General features: G+C 63.3%; 19 protein-coding genes. 13 read left to right on the top strand and 6 right to left on the bottom strand.

Annotated elements, in window-relative coordinates; translation table 11 throughout:
• Positions 1–27 precede the first annotated feature (27 nt).
• The 4 genes from rpsG to CGL56_RS08200 form a co-directional block, all read right to left on the bottom strand.
• Positions 28–504, bottom strand: coding sequence for a 30S ribosomal protein S7 (gene rpsG / locus CGL56_RS08185; protein WP_099106035.1), 477 nt, complete (start codon positions 502–504; stop codon positions 28–30).
• A 70-nt stretch (positions 505–574) separates the two neighbouring features.
• On the bottom strand, positions 575–949 hold the full coding sequence (gene rpsL, locus CGL56_RS08190) for a 30S ribosomal protein S12 (RefSeq protein WP_099106036.1): 375 nt from the start codon (positions 947–949) through the stop codon (positions 575–577).
• A gap of 250 nt (positions 950–1199) precedes the next feature.
• Entirely contained in the window at positions 1200–2162 is a 963-nt protein-coding gene (gene ftsY / locus CGL56_RS08195; protein ID WP_099106037.1) for a signal recognition particle-docking protein FtsY, read from the bottom strand.
• A 32-nt stretch (positions 2163–2194) separates the two neighbouring features.
• A complete protein-coding gene (locus CGL56_RS08200; protein WP_099106038.1) occupies positions 2195–2788 on the bottom strand; it encodes an HAD family hydrolase in 594 nt (197 codons plus the stop codon).
• 207 nt (positions 2789–2995) lie between these two features.
• On the opposite strand from CGL56_RS08200, the gene CGL56_RS08205 reads away from it, so the two are divergent.
• Positions 2996–3832, top strand: coding sequence for an alpha/beta fold hydrolase (locus CGL56_RS08205; RefSeq protein WP_099106039.1), 837 nt, complete (start codon positions 2996–2998; stop codon positions 3830–3832).
• A gap of 76 nt (positions 3833–3908) precedes the next feature.
• Here the strand turns inward: CGL56_RS08205 and CGL56_RS08210 are convergent, their stop codons facing one another.
• Together CGL56_RS08210 and atpD are read right to left on the bottom strand one after the other, a co-directional pair.
• Positions 3909–4220, bottom strand: a complete 312-nt coding sequence (locus tag CGL56_RS08210; protein ID WP_099106040.1) for a F0F1 ATP synthase subunit epsilon — start codon at positions 4218–4220, stop codon at positions 3909–3911.
• A gap of 81 nt (positions 4221–4301) precedes the next feature.
• Positions 4302–5819, bottom strand: a complete 1518-nt coding sequence (gene atpD / locus CGL56_RS08215; protein ID WP_099106041.1) for a F0F1 ATP synthase subunit beta — start codon at positions 5817–5819, stop codon at positions 4302–4304.
• A gap of 230 nt (positions 5820–6049) precedes the next feature.
• Here atpD and CGL56_RS08220 point away from each other — a divergent pair, with 230 nt between their 5' ends.
• The 12 genes from CGL56_RS08220 to CGL56_RS08275 all read left to right on the top strand — a co-directional run bounded on the left by CGL56_RS08220 (position 6050) and on the right by CGL56_RS08275 (position 18766).
• Entirely contained in the window at positions 6050–6619 is a 570-nt protein-coding gene (locus CGL56_RS08220) for an HD domain-containing protein (protein WP_099106042.1), read from the top strand.
• A 32-nt stretch (positions 6620–6651) separates the two neighbouring features.
• Positions 6652–8646 (top strand): heavy metal translocating P-type ATPase, encoded by a 1995-nt coding sequence (locus CGL56_RS08225; RefSeq protein ID WP_099106043.1) that lies wholly within the window; start codon positions 6652–6654, stop codon positions 8644–8646.
• Positions 8647–8722: 76 nt separating this feature from the next.
• A complete protein-coding gene (locus CGL56_RS08230; protein ID WP_099106044.1) occupies positions 8723–9199 on the top strand; it encodes a DUF6428 family protein in 477 nt (158 codons plus the stop codon).
• Positions 9200–9201: 2 nt separating this feature from the next.
• Positions 9202–9525 carry an ArsR/SmtB family transcription factor gene (locus tag CGL56_RS08235; protein WP_099106045.1) on the top strand — a complete coding sequence of 108 codons (324 nt, stop codon included), beginning with the start codon at positions 9202–9204 and terminating at the stop codon, positions 9523–9525.
• 54 nt (positions 9526–9579) lie between these two features.
• The gene (locus CGL56_RS08240) at positions 9580–9993 is read left to right on the top strand and encodes an HYC_CC_PP family protein (protein ID WP_143470663.1); all 414 of its coding nucleotides are present in this window, start codon (positions 9580–9582) and stop codon (positions 9991–9993) included.
• Between the two features lie 73 nt (positions 9994–10066).
• On the top strand, positions 10067–13663 hold the full coding sequence (locus CGL56_RS08245) for an efflux RND transporter permease subunit (protein ID WP_099106047.1): 3597 nt from the start codon (positions 10067–10069) through the stop codon (positions 13661–13663).
• A complete protein-coding gene (locus CGL56_RS08250; RefSeq protein ID WP_099106048.1) occupies positions 13660–14916 on the top strand; it encodes a TolC family protein in 1257 nt (418 codons plus the stop codon). Before CGL56_RS08245 ends, CGL56_RS08250 begins: the two co-directional genes overlap by 4 nt.
• Before the next feature lie 12 nt (positions 14917–14928).
• Positions 14929–16698 carry an efflux RND transporter periplasmic adaptor subunit gene (locus CGL56_RS08255; RefSeq protein WP_099106049.1) on the top strand — a complete coding sequence of 590 codons (1770 nt, stop codon included), beginning with the start codon at positions 14929–14931 and terminating at the stop codon, positions 16696–16698.
• Positions 16699–16709: 11 nt separating this feature from the next.
• The gene (locus CGL56_RS08260; RefSeq protein WP_099106050.1) at positions 16710–17282 is read left to right on the top strand and encodes a helix-turn-helix domain-containing protein; all 573 of its coding nucleotides are present in this window, start codon (positions 16710–16712) and stop codon (positions 17280–17282) included.
• Positions 17283–17364: 82 nt separating this feature from the next.
• Positions 17365–17889 carry a DUF3347 domain-containing protein gene (locus tag CGL56_RS08265; RefSeq protein ID WP_099106051.1) on the top strand — a complete coding sequence of 175 codons (525 nt, stop codon included), beginning with the start codon at positions 17365–17367 and terminating at the stop codon, positions 17887–17889.
• A 77-nt stretch (positions 17890–17966) separates the two neighbouring features.
• Complete coding sequence (locus CGL56_RS08270) at positions 17967–18419, top strand: DUF305 domain-containing protein (RefSeq protein ID WP_099106052.1); 453 nt, start codon at positions 17967–17969, stop codon at positions 18417–18419.
• Between the two features lie 17 nt (positions 18420–18436).
• Positions 18437–18766 carry a four-helix bundle copper-binding protein gene (locus tag CGL56_RS08275; protein WP_099106053.1) on the top strand — a complete coding sequence of 110 codons (330 nt, stop codon included), beginning with the start codon at positions 18437–18439 and terminating at the stop codon, positions 18764–18766.
• Positions 18767–18771: the final 5 nt, after the last annotated feature.

The raw sequence follows: 18771 nt of genomic DNA on the forward strand, positions 1-18771 counted from the left end.
GAATTGGAAATTGAGGATGCTCAATTTCTACCGCCCATAGTGGGCAAAGGCGCGGTTGGATTCGGCCATCTTGTGGGTCTCTTCCTTCCGCTTGACGGCCAGGCCTTCGTTGCGGCTGGCGGCGAGGAGCTCGGCGGCGAGCTTCTCGGCAAACCCCTTACCGCTGCGCTGACGGGCGAAACGGACGAGCCACTTCATGCCGATCGACATCTTCCGCTTGCCACGGATTTCGGTCGGGATCTGGAAGGTAGCTCCACCGATGCGGCGGCTGCGGACCTCAACCTGCGGCATGGCATTGTTGACGGCGCGCTTCCACACTTCGTATTCGTCGATTTCTTCGTTGGCGACCCGCTCCTTGATGATGTCCATGGCGTCGTAGAAGACGGCGAAGGCCGTGCTCTTCTTGCCGGAGTACATCAGGTTGTTAACGAACTGGGTGACCAGCGTGTCCCCGAAGCGGGGGTCCGGAGTAACGATCCGGAGTTTTGGTTTTCTTTTACGCATAGTTGCTGAACTTCAGATGGCCGTTCCCGACCGGTGGCCACCTATTGGGAGGTGACCTCTTACTTATTAATTACTTCTTGGGACGCTTGGCACCGTACTTCGAGCGGGCCTGCTTGCGGTTGGCAACGCCAGCCGTATCCAGGGCACCCCGTACGATGGTGTAGCGTACACCGGGAAGGTCTTTTACACGACCGCCGCGGATCAGCACGATGCTGTGTTCCTGGAGGTTGTGTCCTTCACCCGGGATGTAGGCGATCACCTCGATACCGTTGGTAAGACGCACCTTAGCCACCTTCCGCAGGGCGGAGTTAGGCTTCTTGGGAGTGGTAGTGTACACGCGGGTACAGACGCCGCGTTTCTGCGGACAGGCATCCAGGGCGCGCGACTTGCTCGTCTCCTTGATCTGCTTGCGGCCCTTCCGCACTAGTTGATTGATTGTAGGCATACGTTTTCTTTGCTTTACGAACGCTTTTTATGTTACCAGAGGCCTACCTCCTGAAAAAGCGAGCACAAAGGTATGTTTTTCTTTTGGTAAAACCTAACGTCTTGACTATCCGGACCATTTTTTTGCCCCGGAGGGCAGGTGCCGGGTCTTTTCGCCCCGGGCGGTGCCGGGTCCGCAGTCCGTTATAGCGGGGTCAGCTGCCACGCTGGCGGCCCTTTCGGGGTGCCTGGGAACCCGCGCGCCGGCGGCCCTAGAAAGTATCACCGAAGAGGCTGTCGACGAACGCCCGCTTGTTGAATACCTGCAGGTGGTCGATGCCCTCGCCCACCCCGATGTAGCGGATGGGTACCTGGAACTGGTCGGTGATGCCGATGGCTACCCCGCCCTTGGCCGTGCCATCGAGCTTGGTCAGCGCCAGGGCGTTCACCTCCGTGGCCTCCGTGAAGGCCTTGGCCTGCTCGATGGCGTTCTGCCCGGTGGTGGCGTCCAGCACCAGCATCACCTCGTGGGGCGCGCCGGGCAGGGCCTTGGTAACGGAACGCTTGATCTTCGACAGCTCCTTCATCAGGTTGAACTTCGTGTGCAGTCGTCCGGCGGTGTCGATGATGGCCACGTCGCAGTTGTTCTTCATGGCGTACTGCACGGTTTCGTAAGCCACGGCGGCCGGGTCGGTGTTCATGCCCTTGCTGTAGAAGTCGCAGCCCACGCGCTCGGCCCAGATGCCGAGCTGATCGACGGCCGCCGCCCGGAAGGTATCCGCCGCGCCCAGGACCACGCGGTGGCCCCGCTGCTTGAACTGGTGGGCCAGCTTGCCGATGGTGGTGGTCTTCCCTACCCCGTTGACGCCGACGATCAGGATGACGGCCGGCCGCTCCGTGGTGGGCAGCTCGTAGTCGTCGAAGTCCCGCTGGTTCTGCTCCGCCAGGAGCTTGACGATCTCGTCGCGCAGGATCTCGTTGAGCTCACTGGTGTTCAGGTAACGCTCTTCGGCCACCCGGGCCTCGATGCGGTCTATGATCTTGATGGTGGTGTCCAGGCCCACGTCGCTGGAGATGAGCACGCTCTCGAGCTCGTCGAGTACTTCCTCGTCGACCCGGTCCTTGCCGGCCACGGCCCGCCCCAACTTGTTGAAAAATCCCTGCTTGGTCTTTTCCAGCCCCTTGTCGAGGTCTTCCTTCTTCTCGGGGGTAAAAAACTTCTTAAAGAAACTCATACTTCGGCGGTTTGCAGCCGCGAAGGTAACGCTTACCGCCTGGATAAAGGTCGGGGCAGCCGGAGCCGCGGCAGGGAGAACCTGCCACCCGCCTGGGGAGCCGGCGGACGGGTTTCCGTTTCGGGCAGGTGCTCGAGCAGGAAATTGGGCAGCTGGATCAGGGAATCCAGCATGGCGTGGTGGGGGGCCACCGCCAATTCCTGGTAGGTGTGGCGGCCGTTGCATACCGCCAGGGCGAAGTGGACGCGGGCCGCCGAGGCCTGCCGCAGCAGGCGGGGGGTGTCCACGGCGGCGAAGCACAGCCCGGGCCCCTCGAGGCCGGCGTGCTCCAGGGCCAGGCCGATGGCGTTGTCGTACCGCTTCTGCTTGGTGATGATCTCCTGTACCGTGCCGGTCTCGTCGACCGTCCAGCCCAGCCGCCGCAGCAGCAGCTCGGTATCGGCGCGGTTGTAGTCGCTGAGCAGACAGATGCGTACCCCGCGCTTGCGCAGCCACGAGAAGGTGGCCTCCACCCCGGGCATCTTCTCCAGGGCGGCGGTGGCCAGGAAGCGATCCATACCCTCCTGCACCCCAACGCACATGTCGTTGAGCCGGAAAACGGCGAGCTGAAGGTAACGGTCGTTCATCCGACGGGAGTGATAGGACACGGGGTGGTGATCTCGTTTACTGATGCGCTAAACTGGTGGCTGGCAGTTGTTTGCAAACGTGAAATTAAGGTATAAAGTGAGGCTGCGCCCGGCCCGGACCAGGATTTAATGTAGGCTTAATACCAGGGGCGGCTTCCGGGCCATTACCTTACAAACCCTTAACGATGGTAGGACGTTAGTACCCCTATGAAGCAGAAAGTCCGCGCCGCAGGCATCCTTCACCATACGATTCACCGGCAGGACGCGCCGGCGGAGTGGATGGTATTTATCCACGGCGCCGGGGGCAGCTCCATCACCTGGAAGCACCAGGTGAAGGCCTTCAAGCCCTTTTTCAACCTGCTCCTTATCGACATGCGCGACCATGGCTACAGCAAGGACCTGGAGCCAGAATACAGCACCTACGACTTCGACATCGTGACGGACGACGTGCTGCGCACCATCGACCACGTCGGCGTGACCCGCGCCCACTTCCTCTCGCTGTCGCTGGGCAGCATCGTGCTCCAGCGCCTCTACGACCGCCGCCCCGAGCTGATCGAGTCCATGATCATGGCCGGTGGGGTGTTCAAGGCCGACTGGAAGATCCGCCTCTTCGCCCATAGCGGGAAATTTCTGAGCTACTTCGTACCCTTCCGCTGGATCTACGATACTTTCATCCTGATCGTTCTGCCGCGGGAGAACCACGCCCCCAGCCGCCGGCTTTATCGCCTGCAGTCGAAGAAGCTCACCCCGGGGGAGTTCCTGAAGTGGCTGGGGCTGTACCGCGATTTCTTCTCGATCGTACGCCGCTTCTACCGCCGCAAGCTGCATACCTCCAGCCTCATCGTAATGGGCGGGCAGGACCACGTCTTCCTTGAGGCCGCCCAGCGCTTTGCCAAGAAGCAGGCCCACCACGCCCAGCTGGTGGTGATCGAGGGCTGTGGCCACCTCTGCAACCTGGAAGAGGTGCAGCGCTTTAACGAGGCCGTCCTCCAGTTCCTGGGGAAGCCCGTAGCACGGCCCACGGCAAGTCAGGCGGCACCCTGAAGCTGCGGGAGCCGGCCGGTATAATTAATCAGCGAAAATTGGAATAAGGGGGAGTGAAAACCCGGGGGCCGGGGGGCTACCGCATATTGCGCGCGCCCTGCACCAGCAGGTTCACCTCGTTGTTGAGCACCTCCACGAAGCCGCGGTCGATGGTGAAGGTCAGGCTCCGGTTTGCGGTGCTGTCCTTGGTCATCCCTTTGGCGTCCTCGTCGTAGTAGCTGTACTCGCCGGCGGCGGTCACCATGGTCACCCGTCCCTCCGTCAGGCTCGAAACCAGGGGAGCGTGGTTGTCCAGCAGCTGGAAACTGCCGTCGGTACCGGGCAGGGCCACTTTGGTCACGTTGCCCTGGAAGATGGTACGGTCGGGGGTGAGGATGGAGATCTTCATAGTAGTCGCGTTGGGGGTAAGACGGCAGTACTTCAGTAGAGTTAGTACGGCAGTACGGGGCTACCGTACTGCCGTAACTGATTATGCTGCGTTGGCGGCGAGTTGCTTTTCACCCTTGGCGATGGCGTCCTCGATGGTGCCTACCAGGTTGAAAGCGTCCTCGGGGTACTTGTCTACCTCTCCGTCGATGATCATGTTGAAGCCCTTGATGGTGTCCTTGATGTCGACAAAGACGCCCTTGAGGCCGGTGAACTGCTCGGCCACGTGGAAGGGCTGGCTCAGGAAGCGCTGTACCCGGCGGGCGCGGCTTACAACCAGTTTGTCTTCTTCGCTGAGTTCGTCCAGACCCAGGATGGCGATGATGTCCAGTAGCTCGTTGTAACGGGCCAGGATGTTGATCACGCGCTGGGCGGTGTTGTAGTGCTCCTCACCGATGATGGCGGGGTCGAGGATCCGGCTGGTGCTGTCGAGGGGGTCTACGGCGGGGTAGATGCCCTGGGAAGCGATCTTCCGGTTCAGTACCGTGGTGGCGTCGAGGTGAGCGAAGGTCGTAGCGGGAGCGGGGTCGGTAAGGTCATCCGCGGGAACGTATACGGCCTGTACCGAGGTGATGGATCCCCGCTTGGTGGAGGTGATCCGCTCCTGCATCAGACCCATTTCCGTGGCCAGGGTGGGCTGGTAGCCTACGGCGGAGGGCATCCGGCCCAGCAGGGCGGATACTTCCGAACCGGCCTGGGTGAAGCGGAAGATGTTGTCGACGAAGAAGAGGATGTCGCGGCCGCCGGTGGGGTCGCTCAGGTCGCCGTCGCGGTAGTACTCCGCGATGGTCAGTCCCGAAAGGGCTACCCGGGCGCGGGCGCCGGGAGGTTCGTTCATCTGTCCGAACACGAAGGTGGCCTTCGACTGCTCGAGCTCCTTCATGTCTACCTTGCTGAGGTCCCAGCCGCCGTGCTCCATGTCCTCCTTGAAGGCATCGCCGTAGCGGATGATGCCAGCTTCGATCATTTCGCGCAGAAGGTCGTTGCCCTCACGGGTACGCTCCCCTACCCCGGCGAATACCGAGATACCGTCGTATCCTTTGGCGATGTTGTTGATCAGCTCCTGGATGAGTACGGTCTTGCCTACTCCGGCACCGCCGAAGAGACCGATCTTGCCACCCTTGGTGTAGGGCTCGATCAGGTCGATCACCTTGATGCCGGTGAAGAGGGGCTCACGGTCGGTGGCCAGGTTTTCGAAGATCGGCGCGTCGGCGTGGATGGGCCGGGCGTCGGCTCCCTTGGGTACGGCGGGCATACCATCGATGGGCTCGCCGACTACGTTGAAGAGGCGTCCCTTGATGGCCGGGCCTACGGGCATGGCAATGGGGATACCGGTGTCGAGCACGTCAACGCCGCGGGTCAGGCCGTCGGTGGCGTCCATGGCGATGGTGCGGACGGCGTCTTCGCCCAGGTGCTGCTGCACTTCGAGCACCAGCTTCTCCCCGTTTTCACGGGTGATCTCGAGGGCGTTGAGGATGGCGGGCAGCGTGGCGCCTTCGGTGGCGAAGGATACGTCGACGACGGGTCCGATTACCTGCTTGACTTTACCGATGTTGGCCATTTATCTGAGCTTCTAAGTAAGGGAAGGGGTTACAATTGAGGCGCAAAAGTAAGAAAGGATTTTCAAACTTGGGAGCTGCGGACAATATTCCCTGCGGGGACGGGCGGAACACGGGCTGCAGAGGGGTTAAATGACACATTATTAACAATGTGTGGTATTTTTCGTCGACCCGGACCGGCCCCGCCGCCCCGGACCGCCTGCTCCCCCCTTCCCCGCCTTCACCGACCCCCATGAATACCCACCGCAACTCCATCCTCTACCGTGCCGGCCGCTACGTGACCCAGTTGCTCATCCACCAGTTGCCCAAGGACCGGGTCTTCCACAACCTCCACCACACGATTAACGTCACCCAGGGCGCCCTGAAGATCGGGCGGGAGGAGCAGCTCACCGAGGAGGAACTGGAGGTAGTCATGCTGGCCGCCTGGTTCCACGACACCGGCCACATCAGGACCTACACCGGCCACGAGGAAGTGAGCGCCGAGATCGCCCGCCGGTGGCTGGAGGGCGAGCAGTATCCGCCCGACCGCATCGACGCCGTGGTGCGCTGCATCGAGGTGACGACCATGCCGCAACATCCAAAGACCAAGCTGGAGGCCGTGATCTGCGACGCCGACCTGTACCACCTCTCCTTCAACACCTACGACCACTACCAGGAAATGCTCCGCGAGGAGTGGCGGCGCGAGCTCGGCATCGACGTGAGCGACGAGGACTGGAACCAGCAGAACGCCGCCTTCCTGAGCGGCCACCGCTACTTCACCGACTACGGGCGGCGCACCCTGGAATCCCGGAAAAGCGTGTAAGTTGTAGTCGACCCTGCGCATTCACCGCCCCTATGAACCACCCTCCCCCACCCCCCGCAACCGAAAGTGCCGCGGCTCAGCACGCCCACGCCCCGGGGCTGCTGGGGGAACGCACGGAACTCTACTTCGCCGCCGCCAGCGGCGTGTTCTGGTTGGCTGGACTCCTGCTGGCCCTGCTCACCGATCTGTCCGAACCCGTAGGCATTATCCTCTACGTCGCCGCCATACTATTCGGCGGTTACTACGCCACCCTGGAGGCCTATGAAGGCGTGCGGGCGGGCCGCTTCGAGATCGACTTCCTGATGATCGTCGCCGCGGCCGGCGCGGCCGCCCTGGGAAAGTGGGGGGAAGCCGCCCTGCTGCTGTTCCTGTTCAGCCTCGGCCACGCCCTGGAGCACTACGCCATGGCCAGGGCCCGCAAGTCGATCTCCGCCCTGGCCAAACTCGCCCCGGCCACGGCCCTGCTGCGCGACGGAAACGGCGATACCCATGAGGTTGACGTGGAGGACCTCCGCGTGGGCGACGTGGTGGTCGTCAAGCCCAACACCAAGATCCCGGCCGACGGGGTGGTGATCAGCGGGACCGGCGCCGTGGACCAGTCGGCCATCACCGGCGAGAGCGTCCCGGTAGAGAAGATGCCCGTGGGGCCCACCAAGCGGGCCATCGATCTGGCGACCTTACCGCCCGAGCACCGCACCTTCTCGGGTACCGTCAACGGAGGCTCCGTACTGGAGGTCCGCGTACTGAAACCCGCCCGCGACAGCACCCTGGCCAAACTGATTACCCTGGTCCAGGAGGCCGAGAACCAGAAATCGCCGACCCAGCAGCTCGCCGACCGCTTCGAGCGCAACTACGTGCCCGCCGTGCTGGTGCTGGTGAGCCTGTTGCTGTTCGCTTTTCTGGTCCTCGATGAAACCTTCCAGCAGAGCTTCTACCGGGCCATGGCCGTCCTGGTAGCCGCCTCCCCCTGCGCCCTGGCCATTTCCACCCCGAGCGCCGTACTGGCAGGAGTGGCCCGTGCGGCCCAGCGGGGTGTACTGGTCAAAGGCGGCCGCCCCCTGGAGGACCTCGGCGGCCTTACCGCCATCGCCTTCGACAAGACCGGCACCCTCACCGAAGGGAAACCCCGGCTTACGGCCGTGTTGCCCGCGGCCGGTATCAGCCGGCGAGAGCTGCTCACCACCGCCGTTGCGGTGGAGGAACTCAGCGATCACCCCCTGGCTGCGGCCATCGTCGCCGGAGGAGAAGAGGAACTGGGCGGCCCCGTGGAAATCCGCGCCAGCGGCCTCGAGGCCCTCACCGCCCGCGGCATCCGGGCCCGCTACGACGGACAGACCGTCCACATCGGCAACCGCCGGCTGCTGCAGGAAACGACGGGCAGGGATGTTCCCCCCGACATCGACCGCCAGATGACGGAACTGGAGACCGCCGGCCACACCGCCATGCTGGTGCACCGGGGCGATACCTACCTGGGCATCATCTCCGTGATGGACGTCGCCCGGCCCACCGCCCGGCCCACCCTGGCGGCCCTGCGCAAGCTCGGCATCCAGCGCATGGTCATGCTCACCGGCGATAACCAGCGGGTGGCCGACGCCGTGGCGCGCGACATCGGCATCACCGACCCCCTCGGCAGCCTGCTGCCCGAAGACAAGGTGAACGCCATCCGGCGGCTGATGGCCGAAGAAGGTAGGGTAGCCATGATCGGCGACGGGGTAAACGACGCCCCGGCCATGGCCAGCAGTACCGTCGGCGTGGCCATGGGTGCCGCCGGTTCCGACGTAGCCCTGGAAACCGCCGACGTAGCCCTGATGGCCGACCGCATCGACAACCTCCCCTTCGCCATCGGCCTCAGCCGGGCGGCCCACCGCATCATCCGCCAGAACCTCTGGATCAGCCTCGGCGTAGTGGCGGTGCTGGTACCCCTCACCCTCCTCGGCATCGCCAGCCTGGGTCCGGCGGTCATTGCCCACGAGGGCTCCACCATGGTGGTGGTCCTCAACGCCCTGCGGTTGCTGGCCTACGACTAAATATTTCTCAGGGAGCAACTTCCCGGTTACCCGCGCCGTTCATAGCAATATTGCTATATTAACAAACCCACAATCCATGAAACTCTCCCAGCTCAAGACCTGGCTACGTCAGGTGGACAACTTCACCATCAGCCTCCCGGACGGCAGCCTGGTCCCTTCCCATTTCCACGTTACCGAGGTGGGCGAAGTGACCAAATCGTTCATCGACTGCGGTGGCACCCTGCGACGTGAGCGCATGGCCAGCCTCCAGCTCTGGTCGGCCGACGACTACAACCACCGGCTGGCCCCCGGCAAGCTGGTGCACATCATCGAACTGGCGGAAACCCAGCTCGGCCTCGGCGACCTGGACCTCGAAGTGGAGTACCAGGGCACGGAAACCATTCAGCGTTTCGGCCTGGCGATTGCCGGGGAAGGACTCGAGCTCACCCCCCTCACGACCGACTGTCTGGCCAAAGACAAATGCGGAATCCCCGAGAAGCCCAAGGCCGTTTCCCTGGGTGCCTACGTGGCCGCTGCCGCCAGCGGTTGCGTCCCCGGAAATGGATGCTGCTAGTCATGGGCGTCACGAAAACCGAGGCCTACACCGAGCCCCAGCTGGAGATGGCGGCCCTGTTCCGCGCGCTGGGGCATCCGGCGCGCATCGCCATCCTGGAGAAACTGCTCGAGGTGGACTGCTGCATCTGCCGCGACCTGACGGACTGCATCGACCTCTCGCAGCCCACCCTCTCCCGCCACCTGCGGGAGCTGCAGGACGTGGGCCTCATTGAGGATGCCGTGGCGGGCACCACCCGCCGTTACCGCATCGCGCCGCATAGGTGGCGGGAGGTCCAGGGGCTCACCAATGCCCTGTTTGCGGCTTTCCGCGACGGTGGATGTTGATCACCGATGAACTACCGGGGCAGTGAGTTGTATTTATCTAACTACTTTTGCCACGTGAACCGATTGTTATCCCTCTTCCTGGCCTTTACCGTGCTCGCTGGCTCCGTCGGCGTGACGGTGAACCGCCATTTCTGCATGGGGGAACTCAAATCGCTTTCCCTATTCGGTGAGGAGCAGCCCTGCGCCATGGCCCTCGCCGAGGCTCCGGCCTGCCCGATGCACGCCGCCCCCGCAAAGAAGGGCTGCTGCGACGATGAGCAGGATTTCGTGCAGTGGGACGACGACCGGCAACTGAGCGAAACGGCTCCCCTGCCCGCCCTGGCCTGGGCGCTGCCCCCCGCCCCGCCCGCGGGCTTCTCTGCACCCGCCTTGCACCTGCTCGACGCCGCCCTGCGCCGCTACCAGCATTACCGACCGCCCCCGCTCGTCATCGATGTGCCGAGCCGCTGGCAGGTCTTCCGGTTGTAGTTTCCTTATCCCTCTTGTTGCCCCGTGCCGCGTATTCGGCAGGGGTTATCCTCGTTGTGATAAGGCTTGATCTATGTTAGCTACAATCGTTCGTTTTTTCCTGGAAAACAAGGTAGTCGTCTGGCTCCTCCTGCTCGGCTTCGTCGGCTGGGGCGTGGCCACGGCGCCCTTTAATTGGGACGGCCTGGACTGGCTGCCCCGCGACCCCGTGGCCGTCGACGCCATCCCCGACATCGGGGAGAACCAACAAATCGTCTTTACCGACTGGCCGGGACAGTCGCCCCAGGACGTGGAGAACCAGGTGACCTACCCCCTGACCTCCGCCCTGCTGGGCATTCCCGGCGTGCAGTCGGTGCGCTCCACCTCCATGTTCGGCTACTCGAGCATCTACCTCATTTTCGAGGAAGACGTGGAGTTTTACTGGTCGCGCAGCCGCATCCTGGAAAAGCTGAACAGCCTGCCGGGCGGGCTGCTCCCTGAAGGAGCCGTACCCGCCCTGGGCCCCGACGCCACCGCCCTGGGGCAGGTGTACTGGTATACCCTCGAAGGCCACAACCCCGAGGGCGAGCCGGTGGGGGGCTGGGACCTGGACGAGCTGCGCAGCATCCAGGATTTCTACGTCCGCTATGGACTCGCCGCCGCCGGTGGCGTCAGCGAGGTCGCCAGCATCGGCGGTCACGTGAAGGAATACCAGGTGGACGTCGACCCCGAGAAGATGCGGGTGTACGGCATTACCCTCGACCAGGTGATGGCCGCCATCCGGGGCAGCAACCAGGACATCGGCGCGGCTACCCTGGAGATCAACCTGGCGGAGTACTTCGTGCGCGGACTGGGCTATTTGCAGAGCCTGGAAGACCTGGAGGCCGCCGTGGTTGCCGAGGCGAACAACGTGCCCATCCGGCTGGCTGACGTGGCGCGCGTAACCATAGGTCCCGCCGAGCGGCGGGGGCTGCTGGACAAGTCCGGCGCCGAGGCCGTGGGCGGAGTGGTTGTCGCACGCTTCGGCGCCAACCCTCTGGAAGTAATCGAGAACGTGAAGGCCCGCATTGGCGAACTGGCCCCGGGGCTGCCTACCCGCACCCTGGCCGACGGTACCGTGAGTCAGGTCACCATCGTACCCTTTTACGACCGCAGCAACCTGATCCGGGAAACCATCGGCACCCTGGAGGAGTCCCTCTCCCTGGAGATACTCATTACTGCGATCGTGATCATCCTGGTGCTGTTCAACCTGCGCTCCTCCCTGCTGGTGGCCAGCACCCTGCCGGTGGCGGTACTGATCTGCTTCATCGCCATGCGCTACTTCGGGGTGGACGCCAACATCGTGGCCCTGTCCGGCATCGCCATCGCCATCGGCACCATGGTGGATATGGGCATCATTCTGGCGGAGAGTATGGTCAACCGCCTGGAGAACCCGCCCCCCGGAGAAAGCAAGCTCGAAAGCATCTACGAAGCGACCATGGAGGTGGCCTCGGCGGTATTGACGGCGGTGGCGACGACGGTAATCAGCTTCCTGCCGGTATTTACCATGGAGGCCGCCGAGGGCAAGCTGTTCCGCCCCCTGGCCTTCACCAAGACCTTTGCCCTGGTGGCGGCCATCCTGGTCAGCATCGTCTTCATTCCCGCCCTGGCGCACCAGCTGTTTTCCCTGAGGGCGCGGCGGCGCGCGGGTGCCACTGTCAACCGTCCGCGCCCGGCCTACCTAACCTACGGCAAGCGGGCGGTGAATATTCTGCTGGCCCTTCTCCTGACCTGGCTGCTGGCCGGGATCTGGATGCCCCTGGGGGTCGACGACAGCCAGTGGTTGAACTTTCTCTTCATCGTCGTGGTCGCCGGCGGATTCCTGGGTTTCTTCTGGGTGGTCATCCACTTCTACGAGCAGATCCTGCGCTTCCTGCTGCGGGTGAAATATCTATTTCTACTGCTGATCGTCCTGATTACCGCCGCCGGCTTCGGGGTGTACCGGAGCATCGGTGAAGAATTCATGCCCGCACTGGGCGAAGGAGCTTTCCTGCTCATGCCTACGGCCATGCCCCACGCCGGCGTCGCCGAAAACCTGAATAACCTCCGGACCCTCGACATGGCCGTCACCACCATTCCGGAAGTAGACATGATCGTGGGCAAGGCCGGCCGGGTAAACAGCGCCCTGGATCCGGCCCCGCTGTCCATGTACGAGAACGTCATTCAGTACAAAAGCGAGTACGCCACCGATGCGGACGGGCGCCGACTGCGGTTCCAGGTGGACGAGGAGGGCAACTGGGTAACCCGCTCCAGCAACTCCCGGTCGGACCAGTTGTCAGTGGACGACCTGATCCCGGACGGCAACGGCCGCTACTTCCGGCAGTGGCGGGACCACATCCGCAGCCCGGATGACATTTGGCAGGAGATCGTCAGTGCGGTAAATCTCCCCGGGGTTACCTCGGCGCCAAAGCTGCAGCCCATCGAAACCCGCCTGGTGATGCTACAAACCGGTATGCGGGCCCCCATGGGCATCAAGGTCCGCGGTACCGACCTGGAGACCATCGAAGGGTTTGGCCTGGAACTTGAGCGCGAACTTAAAAACGTGGAAGGGGTAAAGGACGCCGCGGTATTCGCCGACCGGATCGTGGGCAAGCCCTACCTCCTCCTGGACATCAAGCGCGACGCCATCGCCCGCTACGGCCTCTCCATCACGGAGGTGCAACAGCAGATCGAGACGGCGATCGGTGGTATGCCCCTCACTACCACGGTGGAGGGACGGGAACGCTACCAGGTGCGGCTGCGCTACCCCCGCGAACTACGCGACGACCCGTCCTCCATCAGCCGGATCCTGGTGCCGGTGGGCAACGGACAGCAGATCCCCCTGGGCGACTTCGTGGAGATCCGCTACGAGCAGGGCCCCCAGATGATCAAGAGCGAAGACGGCTTCCTGGTGGGTTACGTTCTCTTCGACAAGGAGGACGGCTACGCCGAAGTAGAGGTAGTCAACAACGCCCAGGAGTACCTGGAATCGCTGGCCCGCACGGGCGAACTGGACGTCCCCCCGGGGGTCAGCTACCGATTCGCCGGCAACTACGAGCAGCAGGTGCGGGCCGACGCCCGGCTGATGCTGGTGCTGCCCATTGCCCTGTCGCTGATTTTCCTGATCCTGTACTTCCAGTTTAAGTCCGTGAGCACCACCCTGATGGTCTTCAGCGGAGTGTTTGTGGCCTTCAGCGGTGGCTTCCTCCTGCTGGCCGGTTACGCCGATCCGGACTTCCTGAACTTCAACTTCTTCGGCACCAACCTTCGCGATCTCTTCCAGATGCGCACCATCAACCTGAGCGTGGCGGTCTGGGTAGGCTTCCTGGCCCTCTTCGGCATCGCCACCGACGACGGGGTGCTGGTGGCCACCTTCCTGCGCGACAGCTTCCAGCGCAATGAACCGACCACCGTAACCGAAGTCAGGGAGGCGGTGGTGGAAGGCGGCCTGCGGCGCGTCCGCCCTGCACTCATGACCACCGCCACGACCATTCTGGCCCTGCTGCCGGTGCTCACGGCTACGGGCCGGGGGGCCGACATCATGGTCCCCATGGCCATTCCGAGCTTCGGGGGCATGCTGCTGCAGGTGGTTACCATGTTCACCGTGCCGGTGCTGTGGGCCATCCGGGAGGAGTGGAAAGTAAAACGTCGGATTAAACGAGCACAACGATGAAGATCAACCCTATAACTGGTCCGCGTACCTCCGTTCCCCTCCGGCGTTGGAGCTTGCTCCCCTTCCTGTTCCTCCTGGGCGGGCTGCTGGGGGCTCAACCGTTGGACAGCCTGCGGCAACTGCTGCGGGAAAACAACCCCGACCTCCAGGCGCTGGCATACGAATACCGGGCGAACCTGTCCGTCGGTCGCCAGATGTCGCAGCTGCCCGACCTGGAAATTGGCACCATGGTGTCCGTCATGCCCGTGGAAACCCGCCTCGGGCCCCAGGAGGCCCGCTTCGGCGCCACCCAGATGCTGCCCTGGCCGGGCACCCTGGCCGCTATGGCGGCCCTAGCCGATGCCCAGGCCCAGCCGGTACTGGAAGAGGCGGCGGCCATGCAACTCGACCTGATCTACCAGCTGGAGACAAGCTACTTCGAGGTACTCGCCGCCGAGGCCAAGATTGAAGTACTCGACACCACCCTGCAGCTTTACCGCAGCCTGCGGCGCCTGGCCCTGAGCCGGGTCGAATCTTCGCGGGGCAGTTCGGTGGACGTCTACCGCGCCGAGGTGCAGCTCACGGCCGCCCAGCGCCGCATCCAGGAGTTGCAGGCGGAACAGGCGATGGCCTGGACGATGATCGAGGAATTGGTGAACCAGGAATTGCCCCGCGAAGCCTTTCCGGTCACCCCGCCCGTTGCCCGCCCCCTGCCGGCCAGGGAAGAACTGGAAGGCCATCCCTTGCTGCGCATCTTCCGTTTACAGGAAGAGATTTCCCGCCGGGCCGTCGCCCTGAACGACCTGGAGGCCCGGCCGGACTTTGGCGTAGGCGTAGATTACATGCTTGTGGGCAGGCGGATGGACATGCGGGTCAACGGCAACGGTCGCGACGCCATCATGCCCCGCGTGATGGTGAGCGTGCCGCTGAGCGGCGGCAAGTACCGGGCCAAGCGGGAGGAGGAACAACTCCGCCTGCAGTCCATCGCCTCCCAACGCGAGGCGGTAACCCGGCAACTGGTCGCCGCCCTGGAGCGGGCGGACATTGCCCGCCTGGATGCCGCGGCGCGGCTGTCCTTTCTGGCCGACCAGGTCGCTACCCTGGACGCCATCCTGCAGATCGCCCGCAGTGAGTACGCCAACTCCCAGCGCCCCTTCGATGAATTGCTGGAAGTCCAGGACCAGCTCATCGACTACCGCCTCGAAGCCATTGAGGCCCAACGTACCCTTCTCATCCAGGCCGCCACCGTCGACCGCTACCTGCCCCGGCGCTAAATCCCAAGCGATATGAAAATTCAAGTCATTCTCTATATCCTGCTGGCGCTCCTGATCGGACTGTTTGGCGGATACCTGCTGTTCAGTGGAACGGAAGCCGCTTCCGCAACTGCCGGGGCCCACGACCACGGGGCGGAGGGCACCACCTGGACCTGCTCCATGCACCCCCAGATTCAGCGGGACGAACCCGGTGATTGTCCGATCTGCGGTATGGACCTCATCCCCCTGGAAACCGGCGTAGGGTCCGACCCGACCATCCTCACCATGACGGAAGCCGCCGTGGCCCTGGCCCGGGTACGCACCACCACCGTTGGCGGCAGTGCGGAAGGCCCCGACGCCCCCGGACCGGACACCCGCCGACTCACCGGTCGCCTGGCGCTGGACGAGCAATCTACCCAGGTGCAGGCCATCAACTACCCCGGCCGGCTTGAACGGTTGCGTATTACCTATCCGGGGGAACAGGTTACCGCCGGGCAGCGCATCGCCACCATTTATTCTCCCGAACTGGTGGTGGCCCAGCAGGAACTGCTGGAGGCGCGCCGCCTGCAGGAGCTGTCGCCCGAGCTGCTGGTCGCCGCCCGCAACAAGCTGCGCAACCTAAAGATCACCGACGAGCAAATCGCCCAGATTGAGCAGTCCGGAGAGGTAATCACTGATTTCCCGGTGTACGCCGAGCGCAGCGGCACCGTGCTGGAAGTCCGCGCCCGGGTGGGCGACTACGTGAGCGCCGGACAGGCCCTCTACACCCTGACGAACCTCAGCCAGCTCTGGGCCCTGTTCGACGCCTACGAGCGGGATCTCGCGGCGGTGGACGTGGGCGACCGCGTGACCTTCACCGTAGCCTCCCTGCCCGGTGAGGAGTTCACCGCCCGGGTGACCTTCATCGACCCCCTGATCAACCCCGCCACCCGCACCGCCAGCATCCGCGCCGAGGTAGCCAACCGCCGCGGCAAGCTGAAACCCGAAATGTTCATCACCGGCACGATCGAGACGGGTTCCCCCCGCAGCGGATCACAAGCCGCCACCGAACTTTACGTGCCCCGCACCGCCGTCCTCTGGACGGGCAACCGATCGGTGGTCTACGTGGAAGTGCCCGACGCCGAGGTGCCCACCTACCAGTTCCGGGAAGTGGAACTGGGCGCGGCTGCCGCCGGGGGGTACCAGGTACTCTCGGGCCTCGAGCGGGGGGAACGGGTGGTCACCAACGGCGTATTCCAGATCGATGCCGCCGCCCAGCTCAACAACCAGTCCAGCATGATGAACCGCGATGTGGTCATCCGCGGCCGCGAACCCGGGGGTATGACCGCCATGACGCTGCCCGACTTCCGGGAACAGACGCCGGCCCCCTTCCGGGACCAGCTCACGGCCGTAGCCGAAGCCTACCTGCCCCTGAAGGACCGTATGGTCGCCTCCCAGCCGGCGGATGAGGACCTGCTGCTGCCCCTGCGGTCGGCCCTGGCGCGGGTGGATATGTCCCTACTGGAAGACCAGCCCCACCAGTTCTGGATGGAGCAGTTCAACGCCCTGAATTCCCACCTGGGCGCGCTCGCGGGTGCCGAGGAACTGGAGGAACAGCGCCGGGAATTCGGCTTCCTGTCCCAGGCCCTGATCAATACCCTGACGGCCTTCGGCGCCAACGATACCCTTTACGTTCAGCACTGCCCCATGGCCTTCGACAACGAGGGTGCCAACTGGCTCAGCGCTGACCCGGCCATCCGCAACCCCTACTTCGGGGACGCGATGCTGACCTGCGGCTCTACCCTGGATACCCTTACCCAATAACCAGCGACCCGATGACCAAAACGCAAACCGTCTACATTGACCACATGGTCTGTGACCGATGTAAAACCGCCGTCCGTCAGATCGCAACGAACCTGGGATGGCGCATTCAATCGCTCGAACTCGGTCGCCTCACTGGCGTCCCTCCCCGCTCCACCGAGGAGCAGCTGGACAGCCTCGCCGAACAGCTGGCCACCGTGGGCTTCCGCCTCCGGCAGGGTTCCGGCGATGTGATCAGCCGCATCAAGGGTCTGATCATCGCCTTTGTGTACGACGACCTGGCCAACTCCTCTACCCGGATTTCCGACCTGATCACCCAGGACATCGGCCAGAGCTACCCCCACCTGAGCCGCCTCTTCAAGCGGGAGGAAGGCCGCACCATTACGGAGTTCTACCGAATCCAGCGCATGGAGCGGGCACGCAGGCTCCTGGTCACCACCGATGAACAGGTTTCCCTGATCGCTTACCGGCTGCACTATGCCACTTGCGGGCGGTTTACTGCGGCCTTCCGGGAAGCTACCGGGCTCTCCCCTACTGAGTTCCGTGAACGGGGAGAATACCAGCCCAAAGCCCTGGACAGCCTATAAAAGCAAATTTTCGCAACTCTTATCAAACAATGAGAAAGCACCTTACCTAAATAAGGGGTTTCTCTAAAACCAGTGTATCGTTATGATTATCAAGTATCTGCCTCTTCTCCCTCTCGTTATTCTGACCGCCTGCTCGGACGGTTCGACCACGGAAAACGCCACCGAAGTGGGTCTGGACACCCCGACCGAGACCGTAGCCCGGGCCGACGCCGAGTTCCAGGACCCCCTGGTTGACAAGGTGTTCCAGAACTACCTCACCCTGCGTAGTGCGCTGGTGGACTCCGACCAGGCCGCCGCCGCCACCGCCGCGGGCAACATGGCCGACACCTTCACCGAAGACCGCGCCGAGCTGCGTACCCTGGCCCAGCAGATCGCCGACGCCGGTGACCTGGAAGTCCAGCGGGAGCACTTCCGCGAACTGACCGGCCAACTGGGCGACCTGCTCGAATCCGGCCTGTCGGCCGGCACCATCTACCGGATGCATTGCCCCATGGCCTTCGACGGCGAGGGCGGCGACTGGTACTCGGAAGTCGACCAGGTCCGCAACCCCTACTACGGGGAAAAAATGCTGACCTGCGGCAAGGTGGAAGAGACCATCCAGATGTAGGAATCTCTCCTACCCCCCTTTGCTTTACGGCGGCGGTACGGCACCCGCGTACCGCCGCCCTCTAAAACTGCCACACTATGAATCCCTACCTGAAATTTGGCCTGATGATGGCCGTTTCCTTCGTGGTCATGTACGCGGCCATGTTCTTCAACGTGGACGTCTTCGACCACATCCTCCTCAGCCCTACCCGTACCTACATGACCTTCCTTATGATCACTCCCATGGTGGTGATCATGATGGGCTTCATGTGGGGCATGTACAAGAACAAGCTCTACAACTGGCTCATCATCGGGGCCGCGGTGGTGACTTTCGTGCTCTGCTTCATCGGACTGCGGCAGCAGACCTTCGTGAGCGACGAGCAATGGATGAAGGCCATGATCCCCCACCACTCCTCCGCCATCATGGTGAGCCAGAAGGCCCACCTGAGCGACCCCCAGGCCATCAAACTCGCCGAAGAAATTATCGAAGCCCAGGAGCGGGAGATCGCCGAGATGCGGCGCATCCTCTACCGCCTGGAGCAGGAAGACTAACCAAACCCGTTTTACCTATGAGTGCTTTAATAAACACCAAATACCTGGACTGTATCGAAGCCTGCCAGGCCTGCCTGATCGACTGCAAGGTGTGCCTGAGCAAAATGGCCACGATGGAATCCAAAAACGACTGCCCCTACTGCTGCGTGCAGGCCATCGACGTGCTGCAGGCTACCATCGGACTAATGGCGGCCGACAGCAAGTTCGCCGTGGAGCACTGCCAGCTCTGTGCCAAGGTGTGCGAATACTGCGCCAAGCACTGCGCCGAGCACGACGAAGACTGGTGCCAGCGCTGCGCCGAAAGCTGCCGCAAGTGCGTCGAGGAATGTCGCAAACTGGCTGCTTAAGCCCG

The organism is Neolewinella marina (assembly GCF_002631205.1).
In the GTDB taxonomy this organism is placed as follows: Bacteria; Bacteroidota; Bacteroidia; order Chitinophagales; family Saprospiraceae; genus Neolewinella; species Neolewinella marina.

Bases quoted from the DNA above. Each gene is read 5' to 3' on its own strand.
- rpsG (WP_099106035.1), bottom strand. From the start codon at position 504: ATGCGTAAAAGAAAACCAAAACTCCGGATCGTTACTCCGGACCCCCGC.
- rpsL (WP_099106036.1), bottom strand. From the start codon at position 949: ATGCCTACAATCAATCAACTAGTGCGGAAGGGCCGCAAGCAGATCAAG.
- ftsY (WP_099106037.1), bottom strand. From the start codon at position 2,162: ATGAGTTTCTTTAAGAAGTTTTTTACCCCCGAGAAGAAGGAAGACCTC.
- CGL56_RS08200 (WP_099106038.1), bottom strand. From the start codon at position 2,788: ATGAACGACCGTTACCTTCAGCTCGCCGTTTTCCGGCTCAACGACATG.
- CGL56_RS08205 (WP_099106039.1), top strand. From the start codon at position 2,996: ATGAAGCAGAAAGTCCGCGCCGCAGGCATCCTTCACCATACGATTCAC.
- CGL56_RS08210 (WP_099106040.1), bottom strand. From the start codon at position 4,220: ATGAAGATCTCCATCCTCACCCCCGACCGTACCATCTTCCAGGGCAAC.
- atpD (WP_099106041.1), bottom strand. From the start codon at position 5,819: ATGGCCAACATCGGTAAAGTCAAGCAGGTAATCGGACCCGTCGTCGAC.
- CGL56_RS08220 (WP_099106042.1), top strand. From the start codon at position 6,050: ATGAATACCCACCGCAACTCCATCCTCTACCGTGCCGGCCGCTACGTG.
- CGL56_RS08225 (WP_099106043.1), top strand. From the start codon at position 6,652: ATGAACCACCCTCCCCCACCCCCCGCAACCGAAAGTGCCGCGGCTCAG.
- CGL56_RS08230 (WP_099106044.1), top strand. From the start codon at position 8,723: ATGAAACTCTCCCAGCTCAAGACCTGGCTACGTCAGGTGGACAACTTC.
- CGL56_RS08235 (WP_099106045.1), top strand. From the start codon at position 9,202: ATGGGCGTCACGAAAACCGAGGCCTACACCGAGCCCCAGCTGGAGATG.
- CGL56_RS08245 (WP_099106047.1), top strand. From the start codon at position 10,067: ATGTTAGCTACAATCGTTCGTTTTTTCCTGGAAAACAAGGTAGTCGTC.
- CGL56_RS08250 (WP_099106048.1), top strand. From the start codon at position 13,660: ATGAAGATCAACCCTATAACTGGTCCGCGTACCTCCGTTCCCCTCCGG.
- CGL56_RS08255 (WP_099106049.1), top strand. From the start codon at position 14,929: ATGAAAATTCAAGTCATTCTCTATATCCTGCTGGCGCTCCTGATCGGA.
- CGL56_RS08260 (WP_099106050.1), top strand. From the start codon at position 16,710: ATGACCAAAACGCAAACCGTCTACATTGACCACATGGTCTGTGACCGA.
- CGL56_RS08265 (WP_099106051.1), top strand. From the start codon at position 17,365: ATGATTATCAAGTATCTGCCTCTTCTCCCTCTCGTTATTCTGACCGCC.
- CGL56_RS08270 (WP_099106052.1), top strand. From the start codon at position 17,967: ATGAATCCCTACCTGAAATTTGGCCTGATGATGGCCGTTTCCTTCGTG.
- CGL56_RS08275 (WP_099106053.1), top strand. From the start codon at position 18,437: ATGAGTGCTTTAATAAACACCAAATACCTGGACTGTATCGAAGCCTGC.